23 protein-coding genes are annotated in these 23,972 nt (G+C 72.5%); 10 read left to right on the plus strand and 13 right to left on the minus strand.

Annotated features, from left to right (window positions below; translation table 11 throughout):
* Window position 1: 1 nt before the first annotated feature.
* Both DEJ22_RS02560 and DEJ22_RS02565 read left to right on the plus strand, forming a co-directional pair.
* Window positions 2–1,111 carry a lactonase family protein gene (locus DEJ22_RS02560; RefSeq protein WP_181430723.1) on the plus strand — a complete coding sequence of 370 codons (1,110 nt, stop codon included), beginning with the start codon at window positions 2–4 and terminating at the stop codon, window positions 1,109–1,111.
* A complete protein-coding gene (locus DEJ22_RS02565; protein ID WP_111226718.1) occupies window positions 1,108–1,548 on the plus strand; it encodes a GNAT family N-acetyltransferase in 441 nt (146 codons plus the stop codon). Before DEJ22_RS02560 ends, DEJ22_RS02565 begins: the two co-directional genes overlap by 4 nt.
* A gap of 96 nt (window positions 1,549–1,644) precedes the next feature.
* Here DEJ22_RS02565 and DEJ22_RS02570 read toward each other — a convergent pair whose 3' ends face one another.
* Genes DEJ22_RS02570 through purS form a run of 4 tightly spaced genes read right to left on the minus strand, consistent with a single transcriptional unit; the run spans window position 1,645 to window position 5,964 of the window.
* Window positions 1,645–2,565, minus strand: a complete 921-nt coding sequence (locus DEJ22_RS02570) for a 2-hydroxyacid dehydrogenase (RefSeq protein ID WP_111226717.1) — start codon at window positions 2,563–2,565, stop codon at window positions 1,645–1,647.
* 26 nt (window positions 2,566–2,591) lie between these two features.
* Window positions 2,592–4,994, minus strand: a complete 2,403-nt coding sequence (gene purL / locus DEJ22_RS02575) for a phosphoribosylformylglycinamidine synthase subunit PurL (protein ID WP_111226716.1) — start codon at window positions 4,992–4,994, stop codon at window positions 2,592–2,594.
* 17 nt (window positions 4,995–5,011) lie between these two features.
* Window positions 5,012–5,707, minus strand: a complete 696-nt coding sequence (gene purQ, locus DEJ22_RS02580) for a phosphoribosylformylglycinamidine synthase subunit PurQ (RefSeq protein ID WP_111226945.1) — start codon at window positions 5,705–5,707, stop codon at window positions 5,012–5,014.
* Window positions 5,708–5,712: 5 nt separating this feature from the next.
* Window positions 5,713–5,964: a phosphoribosylformylglycinamidine synthase subunit PurS gene (purS, locus tag DEJ22_RS02585; protein ID WP_111226715.1), complete on the minus strand. Its 252-nt coding sequence runs from the start codon at window positions 5,962–5,964 to the stop codon at window positions 5,713–5,715.
* A gap of 147 nt (window positions 5,965–6,111) precedes the next feature.
* On the opposite strand from purS, the gene DEJ22_RS02590 reads away from it, so the two are divergent.
* Together DEJ22_RS02590 and DEJ22_RS02595 are read left to right on the plus strand one after the other, a co-directional pair.
* Window positions 6,112–6,720, plus strand: coding sequence for a PadR family transcriptional regulator (locus DEJ22_RS02590; protein ID WP_111226714.1), 609 nt, complete (start codon window positions 6,112–6,114; stop codon window positions 6,718–6,720).
* Window positions 6,717–8,264, plus strand: coding sequence for a DHA2 family efflux MFS transporter permease subunit (locus tag DEJ22_RS02595; RefSeq protein WP_111226713.1), 1,548 nt, complete (start codon window positions 6,717–6,719; stop codon window positions 8,262–8,264). Before DEJ22_RS02590 ends, DEJ22_RS02595 begins: the two co-directional genes overlap by 4 nt.
* Before the next feature lie 52 nt (window positions 8,265–8,316).
* Here DEJ22_RS02595 and DEJ22_RS02600 read toward each other — a convergent pair whose 3' ends face one another.
* On the minus strand, window positions 8,317–9,246 hold the full coding sequence (locus DEJ22_RS02600; RefSeq protein ID WP_258379585.1) for a cytochrome c oxidase assembly protein: 930 nt from the start codon (window positions 9,244–9,246) through the stop codon (window positions 8,317–8,319).
* A gap of 65 nt (window positions 9,247–9,311) precedes the next feature.
* A complete protein-coding gene (locus DEJ22_RS02605) occupies window positions 9,312–10,634 on the minus strand; it encodes an acyltransferase family protein (protein WP_111226711.1) in 1,323 nt (440 codons plus the stop codon).
* A 209-nt stretch (window positions 10,635–10,843) separates the two neighbouring features.
* On the opposite strand from DEJ22_RS02605, the gene DEJ22_RS02610 reads away from it, so the two are divergent.
* Together DEJ22_RS02610 and DEJ22_RS02615 are read left to right on the plus strand one after the other, a co-directional pair.
* Window positions 10,844–11,287, plus strand: coding sequence for a Fur family transcriptional regulator (locus DEJ22_RS02610; RefSeq protein ID WP_111226710.1), 444 nt, complete (start codon window positions 10,844–10,846; stop codon window positions 11,285–11,287).
* Between the two features lie 117 nt (window positions 11,288–11,404).
* On the plus strand, window positions 11,405–12,931 hold the full coding sequence (locus DEJ22_RS02615; protein WP_111226709.1) for a catalase: 1,527 nt from the start codon (window positions 11,405–11,407) through the stop codon (window positions 12,929–12,931).
* Window positions 12,932–13,000: 69 nt separating this feature from the next.
* Here DEJ22_RS02615 and DEJ22_RS02620 read toward each other — a convergent pair whose 3' ends face one another.
* The 3 genes from DEJ22_RS02620 to DEJ22_RS02630 form a co-directional block, all read right to left on the minus strand.
* Window positions 13,001–13,567 (minus strand): GNAT family N-acetyltransferase, encoded by a 567-nt coding sequence (locus DEJ22_RS02620; protein WP_111226708.1) that lies wholly within the window; start codon window positions 13,565–13,567, stop codon window positions 13,001–13,003.
* Between the two features lie 149 nt (window positions 13,568–13,716).
* Window positions 13,717–14,553, minus strand: a complete 837-nt coding sequence (locus tag DEJ22_RS02625; RefSeq protein WP_111226944.1) for a VOC family protein — start codon at window positions 14,551–14,553, stop codon at window positions 13,717–13,719.
* 78 nt (window positions 14,554–14,631) lie between these two features.
* The gene (locus DEJ22_RS02630; protein WP_111226707.1) at window positions 14,632–15,423 is read right to left on the minus strand and encodes an SDR family oxidoreductase; all 792 of its coding nucleotides are present in this window, start codon (window positions 15,421–15,423) and stop codon (window positions 14,632–14,634) included.
* Between the two features lie 110 nt (window positions 15,424–15,533).
* On the opposite strand from DEJ22_RS02630, the gene DEJ22_RS02635 reads away from it, so the two are divergent.
* On the plus strand, window positions 15,534–16,058 hold the full coding sequence (locus DEJ22_RS02635) for a hypothetical protein (protein ID WP_111226706.1): 525 nt from the start codon (window positions 15,534–15,536) through the stop codon (window positions 16,056–16,058).
* Between the two features lie 76 nt (window positions 16,059–16,134).
* On the opposite strand, the gene DEJ22_RS02640 is transcribed toward DEJ22_RS02635, so the two are convergent.
* Window positions 16,135–16,455 (minus strand): hypothetical protein, encoded by a 321-nt coding sequence (locus DEJ22_RS02640; protein ID WP_111226705.1) that lies wholly within the window; start codon window positions 16,453–16,455, stop codon window positions 16,135–16,137.
* Window positions 16,456–16,548: 93 nt separating this feature from the next.
* Between DEJ22_RS02640 and DEJ22_RS02645 the strand changes: the two genes are divergently transcribed.
* Window positions 16,549–17,745 carry a SpoIIE family protein phosphatase gene (locus DEJ22_RS02645; RefSeq protein WP_146241715.1) on the plus strand — a complete coding sequence of 399 codons (1,197 nt, stop codon included), beginning with the start codon at window positions 16,549–16,551 and terminating at the stop codon, window positions 17,743–17,745.
* A gap of 94 nt (window positions 17,746–17,839) precedes the next feature.
* Here DEJ22_RS02645 and DEJ22_RS02650 read toward each other — a convergent pair whose 3' ends face one another.
* Together DEJ22_RS02650 and purD are read right to left on the minus strand one after the other, a co-directional pair.
* The gene (locus DEJ22_RS02650; protein WP_111226703.1) at window positions 17,840–18,709 is read right to left on the minus strand and encodes a phosphoribosylaminoimidazolesuccinocarboxamide synthase; all 870 of its coding nucleotides are present in this window, start codon (window positions 18,707–18,709) and stop codon (window positions 17,840–17,842) included.
* On the minus strand, window positions 18,706–19,974 hold the full coding sequence (gene purD, locus DEJ22_RS02655; protein WP_111226702.1) for a phosphoribosylamine--glycine ligase: 1,269 nt from the start codon (window positions 19,972–19,974) through the stop codon (window positions 18,706–18,708). Before purD ends, DEJ22_RS02650 begins: the two co-directional genes overlap by 4 nt.
* 57 nt (window positions 19,975–20,031) lie before the next feature.
* Here purD and DEJ22_RS02660 point away from each other — a divergent pair, with 57 nt between their 5' ends.
* A complete protein-coding gene (locus DEJ22_RS02660; RefSeq protein WP_111226701.1) occupies window positions 20,032–20,394 on the plus strand; it encodes a sterol carrier family protein in 363 nt (120 codons plus the stop codon).
* 351 nt (window positions 20,395–20,745) lie between these two features.
* On the opposite strand, the gene DEJ22_RS02665 is transcribed toward DEJ22_RS02660, so the two are convergent.
* Window positions 20,746–23,409: a helix-turn-helix transcriptional regulator gene (locus tag DEJ22_RS02665; protein WP_111226700.1), complete on the minus strand. Its 2,664-nt coding sequence runs from the start codon at window positions 23,407–23,409 to the stop codon at window positions 20,746–20,748.
* A gap of 130 nt (window positions 23,410–23,539) precedes the next feature.
* On the opposite strand from DEJ22_RS02665, the gene DEJ22_RS02670 reads away from it, so the two are divergent.
* Window positions 23,540–23,956, plus strand: coding sequence for a hypothetical protein (locus DEJ22_RS02670; RefSeq protein ID WP_111226699.1), 417 nt, complete (start codon window positions 23,540–23,542; stop codon window positions 23,954–23,956).
* The last annotated feature ends 16 nt before the right edge of the window (window positions 23,957–23,972 follow it).

Genomic DNA, 23,972 nt, shown 5'->3' on the forward strand with positions numbered 1-23,972 from the left:
CGTGGCGCAGGGTCTCCCGGCCGACCTCGCAGACCTGCACCTGCTCGTCGGGTCGTACACCGCGACCGGCGGCGGTACGGCGACGGGCATCTCCGTGGTGCACGGGACCACCGCCCACACTGCTGCCGTGATGGACGATCCTTCGTTCCTCGCGCTCTCCGGTGACCGCGTCTACGCCGTGTCCGAGGTCGCGGACGGCAGCGTCTCGGCCTTCCGGTACGCGGGTGGCGCCCTCGAACACCTCTGGGACGCCGACGCCGGCGGTGACGCACCGTGCCACGTCCGGATCGACCCGTCCGGCGCCCTGGTCGTCACGAACTACGTCTCCGGCACCGTCACCGCGGTGTCCCTCGAGGCCGCCGAGTCACACGCAGCGTCGATGACCGCGAGCGACGGTGTCGTGGGTGCCCACGGCAGCGGGGACCGCATCGTGGTCCCCGACACCGCGGTCGTCACCGGCGTGCTGCCCGACGTCGAGGGGCCGGTGGAGGCCCGACAGGAGGGCCCCCACGCCCACCAGTCGATCGGGACGCCGGACGGCACCGTCCTCGTCGCCGACCTCGGCGGCGACGCCCTGCACGAGTTCCGTGTGACCGGCACACCGTCGATCGAGCTCGTCCGGGTGCACCACCTCGCCCCGGGCGTCGGTCCGCGTCACATGGTGTGGCTCGGCGACGGCCCGGACGCCGACCTCGTGGTGGCCGGCGAGCTCGACGGACGCATCCACCGCCTGAGACGCGACGACAGCGGCACGCTCCGCCCGGTCGCCTCGGCAGCGGCCTTCGACGGGCCGGTGGGGGAGTCGCTCCTCAGCCACGTCGAGATCGACGCGGCCGGCAGGGTCGTCGTCGCCGTCCGCGGTCGCGACCTGGTCGTGGTGCTCGACACCGCGGACGACGGCCTCACGGTCGCCGGCTCGGCGTCGTGCGGTGGCGTCTGGCCGCGGCACTTCGCACAGGTGCCCGGGTACCTGCTCGTGGCGAACCAGATGTCGGACGCGATCGCGGTGCTGCCGATCGGCGCCGACGGGGTGCCCGGAGCGGCCGTCGCGCAGATCGCCGTCGGGACCCCCGCCTGCATCGTTCCCGTGCCGACCACGCTCCGGTCGTGACAGCCGGGTCTCCGGGGGCGCTCGCCGACGGGTACCGCCTGGTGGTCGGGCCGCCGCCGCTCGAGGACTACCTGCGGCTGCGGCGCGACTCCGGTCTGTCACCGAAGAACGAGGCGCAGGGAGCCGGGGCGATCGCGGGCAGCTGGTCCGCGGTCCACGTGGTCGACGCCGATGGGGTCCCCGCTGCGATGGGCCGGACGATCGGCGACGGCGGGTGGTACTTCCACATCGCGGACATCGCCACCGACCCGGCGCACCAGCGACGTGGGCTCGGCCGTGTGGTCGTCGAGTGGCTCGTGGCGGACATCCGGGCTCGTGCACCGCAGGGGGCGTACATCACGCTCGTCGGTGACCCGCCCGGGCAGCGGCTCTACCGGTCGCTCGGGTTCGAGGACGTCGCACCGAGCCTCGGGATGGCGCTGCCGATCGACGGCTGACGTTCTCGCACACCGTCCGTGCTCGGGGCGGCGCGGGTCGGCGCGCGCGGGTCGGGTCAGGCGGGCGCCGGTCGGGTCAGGCGCGCACGGGTCGCGTCAGGCGTCGACGATGTTCTCGAACGGGCGGCCCGCTGCCAGGGCGGCCACCTGCCGGCGCACGAGGTCGAGGGTCCGCGGCACGCTGAGGTCGGTGTTCCCGCCGACGTGCGGCGTGAGCACCGTGTTCGGTGTGGTCCAGAGCGGGTGCCCCGACGGGAGCGGTTCCGGATCGGTCACGTCGAGCGCCGCCGACAGCCGACCGCGCTGCAGTTCGGCGACCAGCGCATCGGTGTCGACGACCCTGCCGCGCGCGACGTTCACCACGAGGGCGCCGTCGGGCAGCGCGGCGAGCAGGTCGGCGTCGACGAGCCGCTCGGTCTCGTCGGTGAGCGGGGTGATGAGCACGAGCACGTCGGTGCGGGCCGCGAGCTCCGGGAGCTCCCCGAACGCGTGCACGCTGCGGCCGTCCTGCTCACGCGCGGTGCGGGCCACGACGGTGACGTCGCACCGCATCGCCTCGAACCGCGCCGCGATGGCGGAGCCGATCGCCCCGTAGCCGACCACCGTCACGCGTCGGTCGGCGAGGGACCGGGTCTCGCGGGCGTCCCACACCCCGGCGGCGCGGTCGGCCTGGAACACGGCGATCTCGCGGAGCGAGGTCAGCGCCAGTCCGACCGCGAGCTCGGCGGTCTCGTCGTCGTGGATCCCGCGGCCGTTCGCCACGTGCGCGTGCCCGGGGACGTGCGGCAGGGCGTGCTCGTACCCGGCGCTCGGCAGCTGCAGGAGCTGCAGGTTCGGCAGGTCGTGCACGTACTGCCAGCGGTGCCGTCCGGCGAAGTAGAACGGCAGCAGCGTGATCGCCACGTCGTCCGGACGGGCGTACGGCCCCTCGACGTCCCACACGTCGAGTTCGACGCCGTCCGGCACGGGGCCGAAGCGGTCGACGAGCTCGACGAAGGGCAGGGTGACGATCGGCATGCGGTCGGTCCTGTCCGGGTGCTCGGTCAGCTGTCGGTGCGCGGCGAGAACGAGCCGTGGTCGTCGAGCGGCCCGCGCCCGACGTAGCCCTCGGTGACGTCCTCGACGATGACGTCGCCGAAGCGCGCCGGGAGCGTCGCGGCGTGCGTGCCGCGCAGCTCGTCGATCGTCGCCTCGAACGCGCCCTGCACCTCGAGCGAGCCGGACGAGGCGTCCGTCACGCCGATGCGCAGCACCGGGAAGCCCCGACCGTCGCACAGGCCCTGGAAGCGCACGTCGTCCTCGCGTCGGACGGTCACGATCACACGGCCCGTCGACTCGGAGAACAGCGCGGTCGCCGTGTCGACGCCGTCGCGCTCCTCGAGCTCGTCGAGGACCACGCGGGCACCGATCCCGAAGCGCAGCACCGACTCGGCCAGCGACTGGCCGAGGCCGCCGTCCGCCAGGTCGTGTGCGCTCGTGAGCAGCTGTTCGCCCGAGGCCGCGTGCAGCAGGTCCGCCAGCGCCTTCTCACGGTCGAGGTCGACCGCCGGCGGACGGCCGCCGAGGTGCCCGTGCACCGTGCCGGCCCAGGCCGAGCCGTCGAGCTCGAGGCTCGTCGTGCCGAGCAGGTACACGTTGTGTCCGTCGTCCTGCCAGCCCGAGGGCACGCGCAGGGCGACGTCGTCGATGATGCCGAGCACGCCGACGACGGGGGTCGGGTGGATCGGGGTGGTGCCGGTCTGGTTGTAGAACGACACGTTGCCGCCCGTGACCGGGATGCCGAGCTCCATGCAGCCGTCCGCCAGGCCCTCGACGGCCTCGGAGAACTGCCACATGACCTCGGGGTTCTCCGGCGAGCCGAAGTTCAGGCAGTCGGTGACGGCGGCGGGGACGGCACCGGTGACGGCGACGTTCCGGTACGCCTCGGCCAGCGCCAGGCGAGCGCCCTGCTTCGGGTCGAGCTGGCAGTAGCGGCCGTTGGCGTCGGTCGCGACGGTGACGCCGAGCCCGGTCTCCTCGTCGACGCGGATCATGCCGCCGTCGTCGGGGAAGGAGAGCGCGGTGTTGCCGAGCACGTAGGTGTCGTACTGGTTCGTGACCCAGTTCTTCGACGCCAGGTTCGGCGAGCCGAGCAGCTGCAGGAACTGCGCCTTGAGCGCCGGCCCGTCCGACGGACGGTCGAGCGAGGCCGCCGTGTCCGCCTGCAGCGCGTCGATCCACGTCGGGTACGCGACCGGACGGTCGTACACGGGGCCGTCGACGGCGACCGTGCGGGGGTCGACGTTCACGATCTCCTGGCCCTGCCAGTCGATGACGAGACGGCCGGTGCCGGTGACCTCGCCCAGGACGCTGGTCTCGACCTCCCACTTGCCGACGACCGCGAGGAACTCGTCGAGCTTCTCGGGCCGGACGACCGCCATCATGCGCTCCTGGCTCTCCGACATGAGGATCTCCTCTGCCGTGAGCGTGGGGTCGCGCAGCAGGACGTCGTCGAGCGAGATGTGCATGCCGCCGTCGCCGTTCGACGCGAGCTCGCTCGTCGCGCACGAGATACCCGCGGCACCGAGGTCCTGGATGCCCTCGACGAGCTCCTTCTGGAACAGCTCGAGGCAGCACTCGATGAGGACCTTCTCCGCGAAGGGGTCGCCGACCTGGACGGCCGGGCGCTTCGTCGGGCCGCCCTCGGTGAAGGTGTCGGACGCCAGGATCGACGCGCCGCCGATGCCGTCGCCACCGGTGCGCGCACCGAAGAGCACGACCTTGTTGCCCGCGCCGGAGGCGTTGGCCAGGTGCAGGTCCTCGTGCCGCAGGACGCCGACCGCGAGGGCGTTGACCAGCGGGTTGCCCTGGTACACCGGGTCGAAGTAGGTCTCGCCACCGATGTTCGGCAGGCCGAGGCAGTTGCCGTAGAACGAGATGCCGCCGACGACGCCGTGCACGACGCGCTGCGTGTCCTCGTGGTCGATCGCGCCGAAGCGGAGCTGGTCCATCACGGCAACCGGCCGGGCGCCCATCGAGATGATGTCGCGGACGATGCCGCCGACACCGGTCGCGGCGCCCTGGTACGGCTCGACGTACGACGGGTGGTTGTGGGACTCGACCTTGAAGGTCACTGCCCACCCGTTGCCCACGTCGACGACACCGGCGTTCTCGCCCATGCCGACCATGAGGTTCTTCGTCATCTCCGGCGTGACCTTCCCGCCGAACTGCCGCAGGTAGTTCTTGCTCGACTTGTACGAGCAGTGCTCGGACCACATCACCGAGTACATGGCGAGCTCGCCCGAGGTGGGGCGGCGACCGAGGATCTCGCGGATCTTCGCGTACTCGTCGGCCTTGAGCCCGAGCGCCTCGTACGGCTGCTCCTTGTCGGGGGTGGCGGCGGCGTCCTGGACGGTGTCGGGCTTCGGGCGAACGTGGGTCGTCACGGTGTTGTCGTTCCCTGTCACTGGAGTCGTGTCCGTCGTCACTTGACGAGCGTCGACTCGATCACGGAGGTGAAGAAGGTGAGGCCGTCCGTACCGGAGGCCATGGCCGCGGGGGTGTCCGGGCCGAACCCGGGCTCCGTCGCGTGCTCGGGGTGCGGCATGAGTCCGACGACGTTGCCGCGCTCGTTCGAGACGCCCGCGATGTCGTCGATCGACCCGTTCGGGTTCACGCCGACGTAGCGGAACACGACCTGGCCGTTGTCCTCGATGCGCTTGATCTCGTCGGCGTCGGCGACGAAGCGGCCGTCCGCGTTCTTCAGCGGGATGGTGATCTCCTGCTGGTCCGCGAACCCGGACGTCCATGCGGTGCCGGCGTTCTCGACGCGGAGCTTCTGGTCACGCCGGATGAACTGCTGGTGGGCGTTGCGGGTGTGCGCACCGGGGACCAGGCGGGCCTCGGCCAGCATCTGGAAGCCGTTGCAGATGCCGAGCACGGGCATGCCCTTGCCGGCGGCGTCGATGACCTCGGCCATGATCGGGGCCTTCGCCGCGATCGCACCGGCGCGCAGGTAGTCGCCGTACGAGAACCCGCCGGGGAGCACGATCGCGTCGACGCCCTGCAGGTCGTGGTCGCCGTGCCAGAGCGCGACGGGGTCGGCACCGGCCAGGCGGACCGCGCGCTGGGCGTCGCGGTCGTCGAGCGAGCCCGGGAACGTGATGACGCCGATGCGCATCGGCGTCACGCGTCCTGCACGGTGACGGAGACGACGTCCTCGATCACGGCGTTGGAGAAGACGTCCGCCGCGATCTCGCGGACCTCGGCCAGCTTCGCGTCGTCGACGGGGCCGTCGACGGCGATCTCGAAGCGCTTGCCGATGCGGACGGCGGTCAGGTCGGCCTTGCCGAGACGGGCGAGCGCGTTGCCCACCGCCTTGCCCTGGGGATCGAGGATCTCTGCCTTGGGCATGACCTCGACGACGATGGTTGGCACGTGTTCACTCCAGCGCTTGGGTGGGTTGGGTGGGACCGCACCAGTCTACGGTCCCGCCGCGCCGCGCCGGGACCGTTGTGGAGATCTCCTCGAAGGCGTATATTCCAAGTCGAATAGTCGCTTGCGAACACCGGACAGGAGGCACGGATGGCGTCGCTCACGCCCCTCGCGTTCGCCGCGCTCGGCCTGCTCGCCGAGGCACCGATGCACCCCTACGAGATGTTCCAGACGATGCTCCAGCGCCGCGAGGACCAGAACGTCAAGGTCCGGCCCGGCACGCTGTACCACCAGATCGGACGGCTCGTGGACCTCGGGTTCGCCGAGGCCCTCGGCACCGCGCGCGAGGGCAACCGGCCCGAGCGCACCACGTACGCCATCACCGACCACGGCCGCGCCGAGCTCGAGGCCGGGCTGCGGCGCATGATCGCCGAGCCCGCCGACGAGTACCCGGAGTTCCAGCTCGCGCTGTCCCACGTCGACAACCTGACCGCGACCGAGGCGGTGACCGCGTTGCGCGCCCGCGCCGACGCGCTCCGTGCCGAACGCGCCGGGTACGACGAAGCCGCCACGGGCCTCCAGGCCAAGCGGCTCGCCGAGCGCTACTGGCTCGACGTGTCGTACGTGCGCGGCATGCTCACGGCGCAGATCGACTGGCTCACCGCGACCGCTGACCGCATCGCGAGCGGCGACGTCCCCTGGGACGGCCCGGCCGTCCCCGACACCAGCTCCCACGAGGACAAGGAACACACTCGATGACCCCCGCACCCACCAGCGCAGACCTGGAGCACGGCAAGAAGCCGTGGCCGGCCCTCTGGGCCCTCGTCGTCGGCTTCTTCATGATCCTGGTCGACTCGACGATCGTCTCCGTCGCGACCCCGACCATCGCACAGGCGCTCGACGCCGACATCAACGCCGTCATCTGGGTGACGAGCGCGTACCTGCTCGCCTACGCGGTGCCGCTGCTCATCACCGGACGCCTGGGCGACCGGTTCGGCCCGAAGGTGCTCTACCAGACGGGGCTCGTGGTCTTCACGCTCGCCAGCCTGTGGTGCGGGCTGGCCGGGTCCATCGAGATGCTCATCGTGGCCCGCGTCGTGCAGGGCCTCGGGGCCGCGATGATGACCCCGCAGACCATGGCCGTCATCACCCGCATCTTCCCGCCGCAGAACCGCGGTGCGGCGATGGGCCTCTGGGGTGCCGTCGCCGGTGTCGCCTCGCTCGTCGGTCCGATCGTCGGCGGTCTGCTCGTCGACGGCTTCGGCTGGGAGTGGATCTTCTTCGTCAACGTGCCCGTCGGCATCGTCGCGTTCGTGCTCGCGCAGCGCTTCGTCCCCCGCTTCGAGCGGCACGGGCACCGCTTCGACACCCTGGGCATCGTGCTGAGCGCGATCGGCATGTTCCTGCTCGTCTTCGGCATCCAGGAGGGCGAGACCTACGACTGGGGCACCATCACGGGGCCGATCTCGGTCTGGTCGCTGATCATCACCGGCATCGTCGTCCTCGCCGCCTTCGTGGTGTGGCAGGGCGTGCAGAAGGGCGAGCCGCTGCTGCCGCTGGGCCTCTTCAAGGACCGCAACTTCACCCTCGCCAACATCGCGATCACGGCCGTCGGCGTCGCGATCTCGTCGTTCGCGCTGCCGATCATGCTCTGGGCGCAGGACGTCCTGCGCTTCTCGCCGACCCAGGCCGCCCTGCTGCTCGTCCCGCAGGCCGTCCTGTCCGCCGCGCTCGCGCCGCTCGTCGGCAAGAACCTCAACAAGTGGAACCCCCGGTGGGTCGGCTCGTTCGGCCTCGCGTGCTTCTCCGGCGGGCTCTTCTGGTTCGGCGCCCTGCTCTCGTCGGGTGCCGGCTGGGGCTGGACGCTGCTGCCGAGTGCGCTCCTGGGCCTCGCGAACGCCTGCATGTGGGGACCGCTCTCGGTCTCGGCCACGCGCAACCTGCCGCCGGCCCTCGCCGGTGCCGGGTCGGGCGTCTACAACACCACGCGCCAGATCGGCGCCGTGCTCGGGTCCGCCGGCATCGCCGCGCTGATCGAGGCGCGCATCACGGCGAACTTCCCGTCGGGCGCCGGCACGGGGTCGGGTGGCGCTGAGCAGCAGGTCGGGGCGCTGCCCGAGTTCCTGCAGCAGCCGTTCGCCACCGCGATGGGGCAGTCGCTCGTGCTCCCCGCCGTCGTGCTCGTCGCGGCCATCGTCGCGGCGCTGTTCCTGGCGAAGCCGAAGCAGACGACGGCGTGGAAGCAGACCGGTGCGGTCGAGACGCAGCCGGGCGCTGCGGAGCCCGAGGCTGCCGCGCGCTGACGCCCTGCGCGGCAGGGGCGGCGACACCGTCCCTGCCGCGCCGTGCGCCCGTTCACCCCCGCCGCTGCAGGTGCGCCCGGGTCAGCTCGGCCATCTCCTCGTCGGACAGGGCGTCGACGGAACGGGCCTCGCGACGATCGGTCCGCTGCCACCGCACGAAGAGCATCACGAGCACCGGGACGTCGGCGACCTCGGCGATGAACCACAGCAGGTCACCCGCCAGGTGCTGGTCGCGCAGCGGGGACGGGAACCACAGCTGCCCCACGGCGTGCACGAGCGATCCGTCGAGCACGTGGTCCGACACCCGCAGCACGATGCCGGGCACCGCGTCGAGCAGCAGCTCCACGAACGCGAGCAGGAACTCGACCGTCACGAACGTCGAACTCCGCAGCACGCCGGGCTCCGACAGGGGCGCGAGCAGGGTGAACCCGAGCGCGGGCACCATCACGGTGACGGCGGCCGCTCCGAGCCCCGACCCGCGGACGGTCGCGGACAGCGGGGTGAGCAGCGCCGCGAACAGGACCAGGCCGACGACGGGGGCGACGATCGCGTTGCCGAGCACCCGGACCGGACGTGACCCGAGCACCCGGTCGGTTGCGGCCGACCACCCACTCGGGCCCCCGAGCCGGAGCAGCGACACCGGGGCGGCCAGGGCAGCGAAGGTCGGCACCGCGAAGAACAGCAGCGCGAGCCGGAGCGTGAACGCCCAGCGCAGCTCCTGGTCGTCCTGCCCGACGATGCCGAACTGCAGCACGGCGAAGAGCACGAGCGCGACCACGAACGACAGCGTGCGCCAGGCCGACCAGTGTGCGCCCCGACGCCGGGCTCCGACGAGCCACCAGCCGTACGCGGTCGTCGCGACGACGATCAGCACGGCGGCGAGCGGGTCGGCGTGCCAGGTGCTCCAGAACTCGGCGGGTCCGGGCGTGGGGTGCCTCCTGGTGACGGGCGGGTCGGTGCCCGACCGCGACGGAGCGGGCACCGTCATCCTCCGCCGGGTGCACCGGGGCGGAGCCCGACGGCGCAGCAGAACCGGTGAGGATCGGTTCAGACCCGCCGCGGCAGCGGCAGCGGCCGCGTCCGCCCGAGCAGCCACACCCCGACCGGCACGGCGACCGCGCCGAGGACCGCGACCGGGAACGACAGGTGCCACTGCATGACGACGAACGCCGGTCCCACCGTGCAGAGCACCGCGACCGCGACGACCGCCCACCCCGGGCGGTCGGTGCCCGGCTCGACCCGGGGGAGCGGGCGGTCCCACCGGCGCAGGGCCCGTGCCACGCCGATCGCCGCGGCCAGCACGAGGACGAGGGCGACCGGCCGCGTCGCCCACCACGTGCCCGACCCCGGGGCGGGGAACGGCACAGCGAGCAGGAGTGCGACGCCGTTGAGCGCGATGTACAGGGGCAGGTGCCAGAGGTAGATCGCCATGCCGTCGCGCCCGAGCACGAACACCGTGGCCTGCGCCGCACGGGTCCGCACGAGCCGGGTGAGGGGGCGGTGCACGAGCTGCACCAGGCAGACCTGCGAGACGGCGAGCACCGCCAGCGGGAGCATCGGCGGGTTGAGGTCCTGCAGCATGTCCGGTGCCCAGAGCCCGACGGACGTCAGGGGCACGAGGAGTGCAAAGCCCGCGAGCGCGACCGCCGCCAGCAGCACCCTCGATCGCCGGGCGAACCACCCGTCGGCCCAGAGGAACCCGAGCTGCTGCGCGAACAGCCAGACCGGCCCGAGGTTGAGGAGCCCGACCTCGGCGGCGCCGGTGGCGAACCGCAGGGCGTCGACCGCCACCGCGAGGAGCAGCAGGACGCCGAGCGTCCGCCACGGGGCCCGCGCGTGCAGCCTGGCCATCACCGGCACGCAGCACTGCGTGATGCCGTATGCGGCGAGGAACCAGAGCGGCGAGCCGATGCCGAAGGCGACCTCGCCGAGCAGGTCTGCCGGGGTACCGAGAGCGGACGCGATCCCCAGACCGACCGCGAGCACGGCGAACAGTGGGACCGCCGGGCGGAAGAGCCGCACGAGCCGTTTCGCCACGAAGTCGCGCACGCCCCCGCCCCGAGCGATCGTGCTGCGCCACCCGACCGCGCTCGCGAAGCCGCCGACGGCGAAGAACAGTGGCATGACCTGTCCCGCCCACGTCGCGGGGACGTACCAGGACGCCTCCTGCAACGGGCTCGTGACGGCGATGCCATCGGGCGACACCGCGACGCCGACCATCGTGACGTGCACGACGACGACGAGGACGACGCACGCCGTCCGGATGAGGTCGACGACCAGGTCCCGCTGCGCGATGATCCCCCGGACGTCCTGAGCGCTGTCGACCGGCACGGAGTCGATCCGCGACGAAGGCCCCTGCTTCGTGGACATGTGGTGACGCTAGCGCCGGACCGGCCGGTCACAGGGGCGTCCCAGCCGATCGCGACCGGATCGTGACACGTCGTATGCCACCAGGGGAATGCGACGCTCGCGCGGAAGGCAGCGCACCGACGACACGCGCAGCCCGGGACCGCCTGGGTCGAACGCCGCGGACCGTGTACGGTGGAGCTTGTCTTGACCGATGCAAGAGAAAGGGACCGATGGACGTCGACGCGGACCTGCTCCGGGCCTCCGGCCTGCGGGTGACGGCACCCCGGCTCGCGGTCCTGCGTGCCTCGGGGGCGATGCCGCACGCGACCGCGGACGACATCCTCACCGCGGTCTCGGCCGAGCTGCCGACCACGAGCCACCAGGCCGTGTACGGCGTCCTCAACGCCCTGACCGGCGCCGGACTCGTCCGTCGCATCGAGCCCGCCGGCAGCCCGGCGCGGTACGAGCGGCGAACCGGGGACAACCACCACCACATCGTCTGCACCATGTGCAGCGCGATCGAGGACGTCGACTGCGCCGTCGGTCACGCGCCCTGCCTCACCCCGTCGGAGACGCACGGCTTCGCCGTGACGACCGCGGAGGTGACCTACTGGGGGATCTGCGAGTCCTGCGCCGCGGCGGAGCGCGACGACGCCGAGGCGGTCACCGCCTGACCTGTCCGGGCCGACCCGACGGACCCGGCGACACAGCGCACCACCGTGGACGCGGTGCGCCCCACGAGCAACCCGAGCACCCCTGACCGAACCAACCGTTCCACCTGAGGAGGAACCGTGTCCGACCAGAACACGCCCACCGGCCCCGCCGGTACCCCCACCACCACGACCAACTCCGGCGCCCCCGTATCGAGCGACCAGCACTCGATGGGTGTCGGTGCGGACGGCCCCCTCGCCCTTCACGACCACTACCTGGTCGAGAAGCTCGCCCAGTTCAACCGTGAGCGCGTCCCGGAGCGCGTCGTCCACGCCAAGGGCGGCGGTGCGTTCGGTACCTTCACCGTCACCCACGACGTGTCGCAGTACACCCGCGCCGCGTTCCTGCAGCCGGGCAAGACCACCGAGATGCTCGCCCGCTTCTCGAGCGTCGCCGGCGAGCAGGGCTCCCCGGACACCTGGCGCGACCCCCGCGGGTTCGCGCTGAAGTTCTACACCGAAGAGGGCAACTACGACCTCGTCGGCAACAACACCCCCGTCTTCTTCATCCGTGACGGCATCAAGTTCCCGGACTTCATCCGCTCGCAGAAGCGCCTGCCGGGTTCGCACCTGCGCAACCACGACATGCAGTGGGACTTCTGGACCCTCTCCCCGGAGTCGGCGCATCAGGTGACCTGGCTCATGGGCGACCGGGGCCTCCCGTCGAGCTGGCGCCACATGGACGGCTTCAGCTCGCACACCTACCAGTGGATCAACGCCGAGGGTGAGCGCTTCTGGGTGAAGTACCACTTCGAGACGCAGCAGGGCCACAAGACCCTGACGCAGGAGGACGCCGACCGCATCGCCGGTGAGGACGCCGACTTCCACATCCGCGACCTCTACGAGGCCATCGAGCGCCGTGACTTCCCGAAGTGGGTCCTCAAGGTGCAGGTCATGCCGTACGCGGACGCCGAGAGCTACCGCTTCAACCCGTTCGACCTCACGAAGGTGTGGCCGCACGCCGACTACCCGCTCATCGAGGTCGGCACGATGGAGCTCAACCGCAACCCGGAGAACTACTTCGCGCAGATCGAGCAGGCCGCGTTCGCGCCGTCGAACTTCGTGCCCGGCATCGCGGCGAGCCCCGACAAGATGCTCCTCGCGCGCATCTTCAGCTACGCGGACGCCCAGCGCTACCGCGTCGGCACGAACCACGCGCAGCTGCCCGTGAACGCCCCGAAGAACGAGGTCCACTCGTACTCGAAGGACGGCGCCATGCGCTTCGACTTCCAGAAGGCCGAGGTGCCGGTGTACGCGCCGAACACCCAGGGCGGCGCGCACGCCGACCCGGCCGCCACGGACGACGTGCCGGGCTGGGAGTCCGACGGTGCGCTGCAGCGGTCCGCCGCGACGCTCCACCCGGAGGACGACGACTTCGGCCAGGCCGGCACGCTCGTCCGCGAGGTGCTCGACGACGCCGCCCGTGAGCGCCTGGTGGGCAACATCGCCGGGCACGTCTCGAAGGTGACGCGCGACGACCTGCGCGAGCGCGTGTTCGCCTACTGGACGAACGTCGACGCCGACCTGGGTGCGCGTGTGCGCGCCGCGGTCGTGCCGACCGCGCCGGGTTCGAACGAGGACCCGGAGAAGGTCGCGGTCGAGGCGTAGTCAGCCACACGACGGACGGGAGGCCCGGTACCAGCTGGTACCGGGCCTCCCGTCCGTCGTCGTGGTGGATCAGACCTGCTGGCCGTTCAGCATGATCTCGCCCTTCGGCCAGTCCTCCAGCTGCGCCTCGACCGGCAGGACCATCCACCCGCCCTGCTCGGTCTCGTTCACCCCGACCCCGTCGGCCGTGAACGCCGAGAACGTGCCGACGGCGCCGTCGATCTCGTGCCAGCCCATGTGCGCGTAGAAGGGGATGCGGTCCTCGCCGGCGCCGAGGAAGCCGTACGGCACGCGGAGCCCCTCGAGGACAGCGCGGGTGCGGACGAGGAGCTCGCGGCCGACCCCGGTGCCCTGCAGCGTCGGCGACACGGCGACGACACCGGTGTCGCCGACCAAGACGTCCTCGCCGCCCACGGTGATGAACATGCGCCGGATGCCGACGTGTGCCAGCACCGTGCCGTCGGCGCTCCAGCCGATCACCCGGCGCTCGGGCTGCATGCCGGCGTAGTCGCGGCCGCCCACGTACCAGTGCGACCAGGTCGGGAACGCCTGCCCGAGCATCGCTGCGATCGCCTCGTGGTCGGGGAGCGTCAGTGCGCTCTCCTCGACCACCTCCCACCGGATGTCTTCGCTCACGCGTCCATCCTGCCGGGTGCGCCCTGCGCGGGCGGAGGTTGCTCTTGCAAAAGCGACAGATCACCGCGAACGGTTGGCCGCACACTGTCGCTTCGGCGGACCAGACGCGGGAGCGAGCCCGCGCACGGAACGAAAACGCACGCCCGCGCTCAGCCGCGTCCGGGCGCCGTGACCTCGATGCGGTTCGCCCACGGGTCCTCGAACGCCACCGTGCGGCCGTCGTCCGCGGTCTGCACCCCGGTGTCGTGCATGCGGGACACGAGCGCGCCGAGGTCGTCCGCGCCCGGCACCTCGATCCGCACGAGCCCCAGGCCGAGCGCCTGCTGCCGCCGCCCGGCCCCGCGCGAGTTCCACGTGTTCATCGCCATGTGGTGGTGGTACCCACCCGCGCTGACGAACAGTGCCTGGTCGCCCATCGCCGCGGTCGTCGCGAAGCCGAGCCGATCGACGTAGAACGCCTTCGCGGTGGCGACGTCGCCGACGGACAGGTGCACGTGCCCGACGCGGCCCGGCCGTGCGGCTGCGGCGTTCACGGCGTCCTGGGTCAGGTGCTCCTGCACGAAGGCGTTCGGGTCGACGTAGATGGTCGCCATGTCGACCATGCCGTGCGTCCACGACCACTCGGTGCGGTCGCGGTCCCAGTACAGCTCGACGCCGTTGCCCTCCGGGTCCTGGAAGTAGAACGCGTTGCTCACCAGGTGGTCCGCGCTGCCCGTGAAGGTCCGCGGGTACTTCGTCGCGACGGAGTACAGCGCCGCCGCGAGGTCGGCCTGCGTGTCGAACAGGATCGCGGTGTGGAAGAGCCCGGCCTCGTGCGGGGCGGCGTGCCGCATCGCGGGGGCGTGCTCGAGGACCACGATCGGCGTCGTCCCGCGGCCGAGCACCGCGGTGCCGCCGTCGTTCGTCAGGACCGCCAGACCGACGCCGTCGCGGTAGTACGCGACCATCGTGTCGAGGTCGGCGACCCGGAGCGTCACGGCGCCCATCCCGGTGTCGGCTGCGAGCAGGTCCTGTGTGTGCACGACCCCAGTCTGCGCGCATTTGGTTGACGCGTCAACCAAACGTCACCTGGCGCTGAACCCGCCGTCCGTCTTCAGCAGCTGACCGTTCACCCACCCGCCGTCGGGACCGAGCAGGAACCCGACGAGCGCCGCCGTGTCGGTCGGCATCGACGGGCGTCCGAGCGGGGTCTGGGCGACCGCGGCCTCGCGGATCTCGTCGGTCATCCACCCGGTGTCGTTCGGGCCCGGGTTCACCAGGTTCGCGCTCACGCGGACGTCGCCGAGCTCGATGGCCGCCCCGACGACCAGCCGGTCGAGAGCACCCTTGCTCGTGCCGTACGGCAGGTTGAAGCCGACGTGGTCGCTCGTCAGCGCGACGACGCGGCGGCGGTCCTCGGGAGCGGGCGCACCCTCGCGCAGCCGTCGCGCGTACGCCTGCACGATCAGGAACGGTGCGCGCACGTTCACCGCCAGGTGTCGGTCGAACGACTCGACGGTGGTGGATGCGAAGTCCGAGTCCACCGACTCGCAGTGCGACATCACGACGGCGGTCACGGGCGCGCCCGCCTCGGTCTCGGCGCGGCCCACGAGCGCGGCCGCCTGCTCCGGGTCGGCCAGGTCGACCGGGAGGCGCGTCACCCGTGCCCCCGCACGCTCGGCCTCGGCGACCACCGCGTCCACCCCGTCGGGGTCGGCGGCCCCGTGCACGCGGTCGTCGTACGGTCCCCACCACGAGATCGCGAGGTCCCAGCCGTCGGCGGCGAGCCGCGAGGCGATCGCGGCACCGATCCCGGCGCGGCGACCGACGCCGGTCACCAGGGCGAGCGGTCGGGTGGTGCGGGAACTGTGGGTCATGGGTCGTGCCTCCCGTCCGGACGACGCGTCCGTGCGCCGCCCCGACCAGGATGGCACCACACCCGGCGCCCGGTCGGCGGGGCACGGCGGTGCGGGGCCAGGATGGGAGCATGCCGCCCTCCCGACGACCCGACCTCTCGACGTTCCCGGTCGACCGCCTGCGGGACCGCATGTCGTCGTACATCTACGGCAACATCACCGTGCTCGCCGTCGCGATCGCGGTGGGGCCGGAGCAGATCGAGCACGGCGCAGCGGTGCTCACGGTCCTCGCGACGGCGGTGCTGACGTACCTGGCGCACGTGCTGTCGCACCTCGTCGCGCACACCATCGGCGACACCGGTGACGACGCCGAGCACCGCGAGACCATCGGCGCGATCCTGCGTGACGCCAACCCGATCGCGACGTCGGGGCTCATCCCCGCGGTGCTCTACGCGGTCGCCTGGGCGGGGTGGCTGCCGGCGCAGTGGGCGCAGACCGCGGCGATCCTCATCCTCGTCGTCCGGATCGGCATGGTCGGGGTGTTCCTGCAGCGGTTCAGCGGCCGTCGGCCGTCGTTCCTGGGTCTCTGGGGCGGCGTCGTGCTCGCCGCCGTGGCGTTCGCGATCGGTCTGGTGAAGGTCCTGCTGACGCACTGAGCGCGGGCGCGGGCGCTGACCCTGACGCTGGCGCTACCGCTGACGCTTGCGCCGATGCCGTGGTCGGGGTGCCGCGTCAGCAGCCGGTCGTCGACAGGGTGACCGCGGTCACGTGGTCGTCCGTGACCGTCGTCCGGACGGGGCAGAGGTCACCGGCGCGCACCGTGACGTCGCCGAACGGCACCCCCGCGAAGTCCACGGTGCCGCCGGGGAACACCCGCTGGTGCTCGGAGAGCTTGCCGGTCGACGCGAAGACCTTCACCTCGTAGGGGCGGTCCGCGGCGTTCGACGACACCGTCACCGACACCTGGCCGGTCGAGTCGTGCGCACCGCAGCCCGTCAGCAGGAGTGCCGCGACGGCACCGACGGCGAGGACGGACGCTGCACGACGGATCACCGGTCCAGGGTACGCGCCGCGTCCAGCGGACCGGTCCGGAACCCACCGTTCTGGGGACGGGCAGTTCCAGCAGGGGCCAGTACCGTGGACGGCATGCACCTGGGGACCTCACCAACCTCCGCCGGATCATCGCCCGAAGCCGTCAGACGAGCCGCGCTCGTCGCCGCCCTCGACGTCGTCGACGGCGGGCCCGAGGAGCGCTTCGAGCGCATCACCCGGATCGCCCGCGAGGCCTTCGGCGTCTCCGGGTCCTTCCTCAACCTGGCCGGGACGGAGGTCCTGACGATCAAGTCGCAGCAGAGCGACGCCGTCTTCGGCCCGACGATCCCGCTGCAGGACACCTTCTGCGGTCGGACGCTCGACCAGCTCGGGCCGGTCGTCGTCCCGGACGCCCGCGCCGACGAGCGGTACAGCGACATGCCGATGGTGGTCGAGGACCCGAACGTCCGCTTCTACGCCGGGGTCCCGCTGCGCGTCGGTGACGACCACGTGAAGGTCGGCACGCTCTGCCTGGTCGACCCGCAGCCGCGCACGCTCGAGCCCGACGACCTGGCGCTGCTCGAGGAGCTCGGTGTCTGGGCCGAGCGGGAGCTCGCCGCGGGTGCCGACGAGGACCGCCTGCGCGGCGTGCTCGCCGGCCTGCAGCCCCTGCCGGTCTCCGTCCCCGGCTACCGGATCGGCGGCATGTCGGTCCCGCACGGCGTCGTCTCCGGCGACATGCACGAGTGGCACCTCGCGGGCGACGCCCTGCACCTGACGGTCGCCGACGTGATGGGCAAGGGCATGTCCGCGGGCCTGCTCGCCGCCACGATCCGCGGGGCCGTGCTCGCCCGACCCGACGAGGACCCGGAACGCGTGGTGGCCGCGCTCGACGAGCAGGTCGCGCCGGACCTCGGTCGGGCCGAGTCCTTCGCGACGATGTTCCACGGTCGGCTCGACCCGGCCACCGGACAGCTCGACTTCGTGGACGCCGGACACGGACTCGTGCTGCAGATGCGCGCGGACGGCGCCGAGCGGACGCTGCTCTCGAGCGACCTGCCGATCGGCCTCCACCCCACCGGGTTCGACCGCTCGTCCGGCTCGCTCGTGTTGGAGCGCGGCGACGTGCTCGTGCTCGTGAGCGACGGGGCGCTCGAGCTGTGGGACTCGACCCTGACCTCGCTGTCGCGGCTCGGCGCGCTCTGGCGGCAGGAGCCGGACATCGACGCGTTCCTGGCGCGCGTGCGGGCGCGGGCGCTCGAGCACGACCCGGGGGACGACCTGACGGTCGTCGTGCTCGCGCGGGACTGATGCCCAGCTGCCGGACGCGACGGGCTGACGGACGGGAGGCGCGTGGCGGTGTCGCCACGCGCCTCCCGACCGACACGCGGGCGTGTCGCGGTGCTCAGGCGCCGAGACGCTCGATGAGCTCCCGGTAGCGTGCGGCGGTCCGGTCGACGATCTCCTGCGGCAGCACCGGCGGGGTGCCCTGGCGGTCCCAGTTCGCGCTGAGCCAGTCCCGCACGATCTGCTTGTCGAACGAGTCGGTGCGGTTGCCGGAACGGGCGTCCCAGTAGCGGCTCGAGTCGCTCGTCAGGACCTCGTCCGCGATCCGGATCGTGCCCTCGGCGTCGCGGCCGAACTCGAACTTCGTGTCGGCGATCACCACGTCGTGCTCCAGGGCGATCGCGGCGGCCTCGGCGTAGACGTGCAGCGACAGGTCGCGGAGGGCTCCGGCGTCCTCGCGGCCGACGAGCTCGACGGTCCGCTCGAACGAGATGTTCTCGTCGTGCTCGCCCTGCGGTGCCTTGTACGCGGGGGTGTAGATCGGCTCGGGCAGACGGTCGCCCTCGGACAGGCCGGCGGGGAGCTCGACGCCGCAGACGGTGCCCGACTCCCGGTACTCGGCCCACCCGCTGCCGACGAGGTACCCGCGCACGACGCACTCGACCGGGAACATGTCGAGCGGCAGCACGTGCATCGACCGGCTCGCGACCTCGGCAGGGACGGGGGTGCTGCCGGCGTCAGCGGCCACCAGGTGGTTCGGGACGTCCGCGATCCGGTCGAACCAGAAGCGGGACAGTCGCGTGAGCAGCTCGCCCTTGCCGGGGATCGGGGGTTCGAGCGCGAAGTCGTAGGCGCTCACCCGGTCGGACGCGACGAGCAGCAGCTCGGTGGCGCTCGCGACGTCGGCGGTGCCCTCGGGCACGTAGAGCTCGCGGACCTTGCCGGAGGAGACGTGGCGCCAGCCGGGCAGCGCGGGGGCGGCGGTCACCGGGCGACCTTCGCGGCGATGTCGGTCCGGTACTGCGCACCCTCGAGCGCGATGTCGCCGAGTCCGGCGTACGCGCGGTCGCGGGCCTCGGTGAAGTCGGATCCGGTCGCGACGACGCTGAGCACGCGCCCGCCCGTCGCGACGAGGTCACCGTCGAGGACGGCGGTGGCGGCGTGGGCGACGGAGACGCCCGGGCGCGCGTTCGCGGCGTCGACGCCGGAGACGGCACGGCCGGTCTGCGGGTTCTCCGGGTAGCCCTCGCTCGCGAGGACGACGGTGACGGCGACGTCCGCGCTGAACTCGGGCTGCGGTGCGCCGGCGAGCCGACCCGTCGCGGCGGCGGTCATGAGCGCGCTGAGCGGGGTGGTCAGGCGGGGGAGGACCACCTGGGTCTCCGGGTCGCCGAAACGGGCGTTGAACTCGATGACGCGGACACCCTGCTCGGTGACGATGAGGCCGCAGTACAGGAGCCCGATGAAGGGCGCGCCCTCGTGCTCGAGCCGACGGACGGTGGGCAGCGCGACGAGGTCCGTCACCTCGGCGACGAAGGCCTGCTCCGACTCCCAGCGGTCGGCGAGCCAGGGCAGCGGCGAGTACGCGCCCATGCCGCCCGTGTTCGGACCGGTGTCGCCGTCCCCGAGGCGCTTGTAGTCCTGCGCGGGGCTCAGCGGGCGGACGTCGTGTCCGTCGCTGAGGAAGAACAGCGAGACCTCTTCGCCGTCGAGGAACTCCTCGACCACGACGTGCCCGTGCTGCAGCCAGTAGGTCGCGTGGTCGATCGCGGCCTGGCGGTCCTCGGTCACCAGGACGCCCTTGCCCGCGGCGAGCCCGTCCGCCTTGACGACGTACGGCGCGCCGAGCTCGTCGATCGCGGCGACCGCTTCGTCCACGGTGCCGGCGTACACCGGCCGACCCGTGGGCACGGCGGCCTCGGACATGATGCGCTTCGCGAAGGCCTTCGACCCCTCGAGCTGCGCCGCGGCCCTGCTCGGCCCGAACACCGGGATCCCGCGGGTGCGCAGCGGGTCCGCGACGCCGGCGATCAGCGGGGCCTCGGGCCCGACGACGACGAGCTCGACGCCGTTCTCGATCGCGTACTCGGCGACGAGGTCCCCGTTGGTCGGGTCGAGCGACACCGTCTCGACGTCGGCCGCGATGCCGGCGTTGCCGGGCGCTGCCGTGATGACGTGGCCGGCCCCTTCCGCCAGGAGGGCCGTGATGATCGCGTGCTCGCGGGCACCGGAACCGAGGACGAGGATTCGCACCCGATCACCCTACCGACCGCGACACGCCGTCCGCGATGCGGCGGTTAGCCTGGGGACATGCCCCCGAAGAGGATCGAGGACGCCGACGGCCGTGCCGCGCTCGCCGCGGTGCAGCGGGGGGAGACCGCCCGGCCGGTCCTGGCGACGGCGGTGCGGTGGACCCTGCAGCGGCTGGCCGACGACGTCCCGGGCAACAGCGTCGAGGTCCGGGTGCCACCGTTCGCGGCCGTGCAGGCCGTGCCGGGTCCGCGGCACACCCGCGGCACGCCACCGAACGTCGTCGAGACGGACGCGACGACGTGGCTGGCGCTGGCCACGGGCGAGCTGCGGTGGGACGATGCGGTCGCCCAGGCGCGTGTGAGCGCGTCCGGCTCCCGCGCGGACCTGACGGGGTTCCTGCCGGTCCGCACCGCGGTCTGACCCGAGCATCGAGCGGTCGCGGGCCGCTGGCGTGACGAGGCTCGTGGGCCGCGGGCGTGACACGGGTGGACCGCTCGTTCGACGCCGCCCGAGGCTGGTCGTGCAACCGGGCTCACAGACTTAGGTAGGTCCTACCGATGTGTCCGCCGCAACCGCTTGCGTACCGTGGAAGTCGCCGGGATTCGGACCCGACCCGAACGGGTCCGAACCCGGCGACAGGGTCAAAGGTACGCGACATACGGCATGCCCTGTCAACCGCTGCGGCGAGTCGTGCTGCAAACCGCAACGATCGCGGTCCCATCGGGGACCTTTGTTGATCGGATGTCAGTTCCAGCGGGTGTACGGAGGCGCTCAGCGCGGTCCGAGCAGCTCCGCCAGCTCGGACCGGGCGTGCACGTCCCACTTCGAGAACACCCGCGACATGTGCGCATCGATCGTCCGGACGCTCAGGCTCAGCGTCTCGGCGATGCGACGGTTGCTGAGGCCCTGCGCGGCGAGCTCGGCGACCTCGTACTCGCGTCGGGTCAGCGGTGGGCGCACCCTGCCGGCGGAGACCGCCATGCCGTGCGACGCGAGGACCCCCTGGGCCGCGACGATCCGCGAGTGGTCGCCGGAGCGCACGGCGTCGGCGTACTCCACGATCGCGTGCGCCAGCGGGCCGTCGACCCGCGCGGCCGCCTCCCGCATCCGCGCGAGCGACGCCGTCGTGTCGCGTCCGCTGACCATGTCGTTCGTGTAGTGCAGCGTCTGCGCGTACAGGACGGGGAGCCAGGCGCCGCTGGCGGTCGAGCGCTCGATGATCTCGTCCGCGTGCCGCAGTCCGGCCGGGTTGCCGAGCACGGACTCCGTCCACGCGATCGACACCGCGATCTGCTCGCCCGTGATCCGCATCGCACGCCCCGGGGTGGTCCGCGCGCGCTCCAGGGCCTCGGTGGCACGGTCCACGTTGCCCGCGTAGGCGTGCGCCAACGCGAGTCGCGCCCACGGGTACGCGGCGAACCCGCCGTGGTCGGCCACGTCGTAGCGTTCGCAGGCCGCCGAGAACGCGGCGATCGCGTCGTCCCACCGCCGCTGCCCGATCGCCAGGTTGCCGACGCCGATGAGCTCGAGGGTGAAGTCGTACTTCAGGAACGGACTGGCGCGCCGGACCGGGATCTCGGTCACCAGGTCGGCCATGTCCCCCCGCCACACCTGCACCTGGTGCAGGACGGAGACGTTCTCGCCGACGCTCCACGGTGCGGCCTCGACGTGCTCGACGGCCGTCGCGATCGCACGGCGCGCGAAGGCGGCGGCCTCCTCGAGCCGGCCGGAGGTCGCGAGCGCCATGGTCACGCACGGCGCGACGCAGAGGAACGACACCGGGACGGTCGGTTGCTGCAGGATCCGGGAGCGCTCGACCTCGGCGCGGACCTCCTCGAAGCGACCGCCCCATCCCAGGTGCGCCAGGCGGAGCAGGCGGACGTGCTCCACGGTCTCGGCGCCCACCAGCGGCATCGCCGCCTCGGACAGCGCCACCGCGGCGTCGACGTCGTCGTCGTGGAACTGCCGGATGTTCGCCAGGGTCTCGCAGGCCTCGACGATCACCGTGTCGTCCACCTCGTCGGCGCGCCCGCGAGCGATCGCCCAGGCGGCCTCGGCGTCGACGCGGCCGGCCTCGCGCCCCGTGCTGTACGAGTGGGCGATCGACCGGAGGCAGTGTGCCGTCACCTGCTCGGTCGCGGTCAACGTGGTCCGGAGCGCGGCGGACGCCAACGCGATCGCGCTCTCGTGCTCCTGCAGCCGGACGGCGACCTCGGTGGCGTCGAGCAGCTGGGCGACCGGGGGCAGCACGCCGCACTCGAGCGACCAGAGCGCGGCGCGGAGCCGTGCCGCGGGCGGTGCGTTCTCGGGGCGGGCCGCGCGGAAGGCGTTCGCCCGCGCGAACAGGGCCGTCCGGCGCGCGACCGGCACCAACCCGCGGACGACCTCGCCCACGAGCGGGTGCGACGGTCGGACGACGGCCGTGCCGTCCTCGTCGGAGTCGATCGCGACCAGGCCGAGCGCCACCACCCGGTCGACGTCACCGCCCGAGACCATGCCGAGCAGGCGGGTGAGGGGGATCGGGTGCGCGAGCGCGACGATGTCGACCACGTCGCGCAGGTCCTCGGGCAGCGAGCCGAGCTCGGTGCGGTACATGTCCGCCAGGCTGTTCGACGCGGTGATGCGCCCGCGCCAGTACCAACCGGACGCGGTCTGCTCGAGCGCGCCCGACGTCAGTGCGGCGCGCACCACCTCGCGCAGGTACAGCGGGTTGCCCGCCGTCGCCCGGTGCACCCGCTCGGTCGATGCGGTCTCGAGCTGCGCGCCGAGCGCCTGCGCGACGACCTCGCCGGTCTCGTGGACGTCGAGCGGTGCGAGGTCGATGCGTTCGAGCAGGTCGTCCTGCCACAGCGCACGCAGCGGGTCGGACAGCGCCGTGAAGTCGCGGCAGGTCAGCACGAGCCGCGCACCCTGGTCGCGCACGAGCCACGCGACGTACCGCGCGGAGATCGCGTCGAGGTGGTCGGCGTCGTCGACACGCAGGACGACGTCGCGGTCGCGCAGGTCGTCGGTCTCGCGCAGACGCTGGGCGGCCGACGCGTCGTCCACCAGGTCGGCGAGGGCGGACGGCAGCTCGCCGAAGCGGTCGGCCACGGCGCCGAAGGGCATCGACCGGCCGGCCGCGACGGCCGTGATCGGCACGACGACGGTGCGACCGCTCGCGTCACGGCGGGCGACGCGGTCGGCGACCCGGGCGGCGGTCGAGGTCTTGCCGAGCCCCGGCGCGCCGACGATGGCGACGCTCCAGCGGTGCTCGGCGACGACGGAGACGGCGCGGTCCTCCTCGCGGCGCTGGACGATCGGCCACGGCACACGGGCGGGCGTGCGGGGTCGACGACGGCCGCGGATGGACTGTTCGTGCACCCCCGTCACCTCCCGCTCGTGGTCGTCCGCCTGCTCCCCGTACCGGGCGATCCGGTGCCCGGGCTCGGACATCGTCCTCGACCGGGTGGTCGGCGTCCGACGCGATGCGTCCCGTGGATACCGACCGGTAGGGACATCTTGCCCCGGACCACGTGTCCAGCAACAGGCCGGAGCACGTCCCACAGTGGGGGACAATGGAGGGGTGAGCGACACCGACCGACCCGAAGACCGCCCGGCAGCGCCCGTGCCGTCGGCAGCGACACCGGCACCGAGCGCCGTCAGCTCGCCGGACGAGGTCACCATCCGACGCGCGCCGAAGTTCGGCGTGTTCATCGTCGGTGGTGCGGTGCTCGGCTTCCTCGCGACCCTCGTCGTCGTGACGGCCACCATGGACATCGATCGCGGTGACCAGCAGGACGCCAGCTTCGGCACGCTCGTCGGCTACTTCTCGCTCTGGGGCGTCACGCTCGGTGCGCTCGTCGGCGCGATCGCCGCGGTCGTGCTCGACCGTGTCCTCGCGCGCCGCGCCGCCAGCCTGACGGCGGAGCGCGTCGAGGTCGAGCCGGCGGAGGAGACGGTCGACGGCGAGGTCGAGGACCACGGCGACCAGCGGCAGTAGCCGCTCCACGCGACGG

Source organism: Curtobacterium sp. MCSS17_007, assembly GCF_003234175.2.
Lineage (GTDB): Bacteria > Actinomycetota > Actinomycetes > Actinomycetales > Microbacteriaceae > Curtobacterium.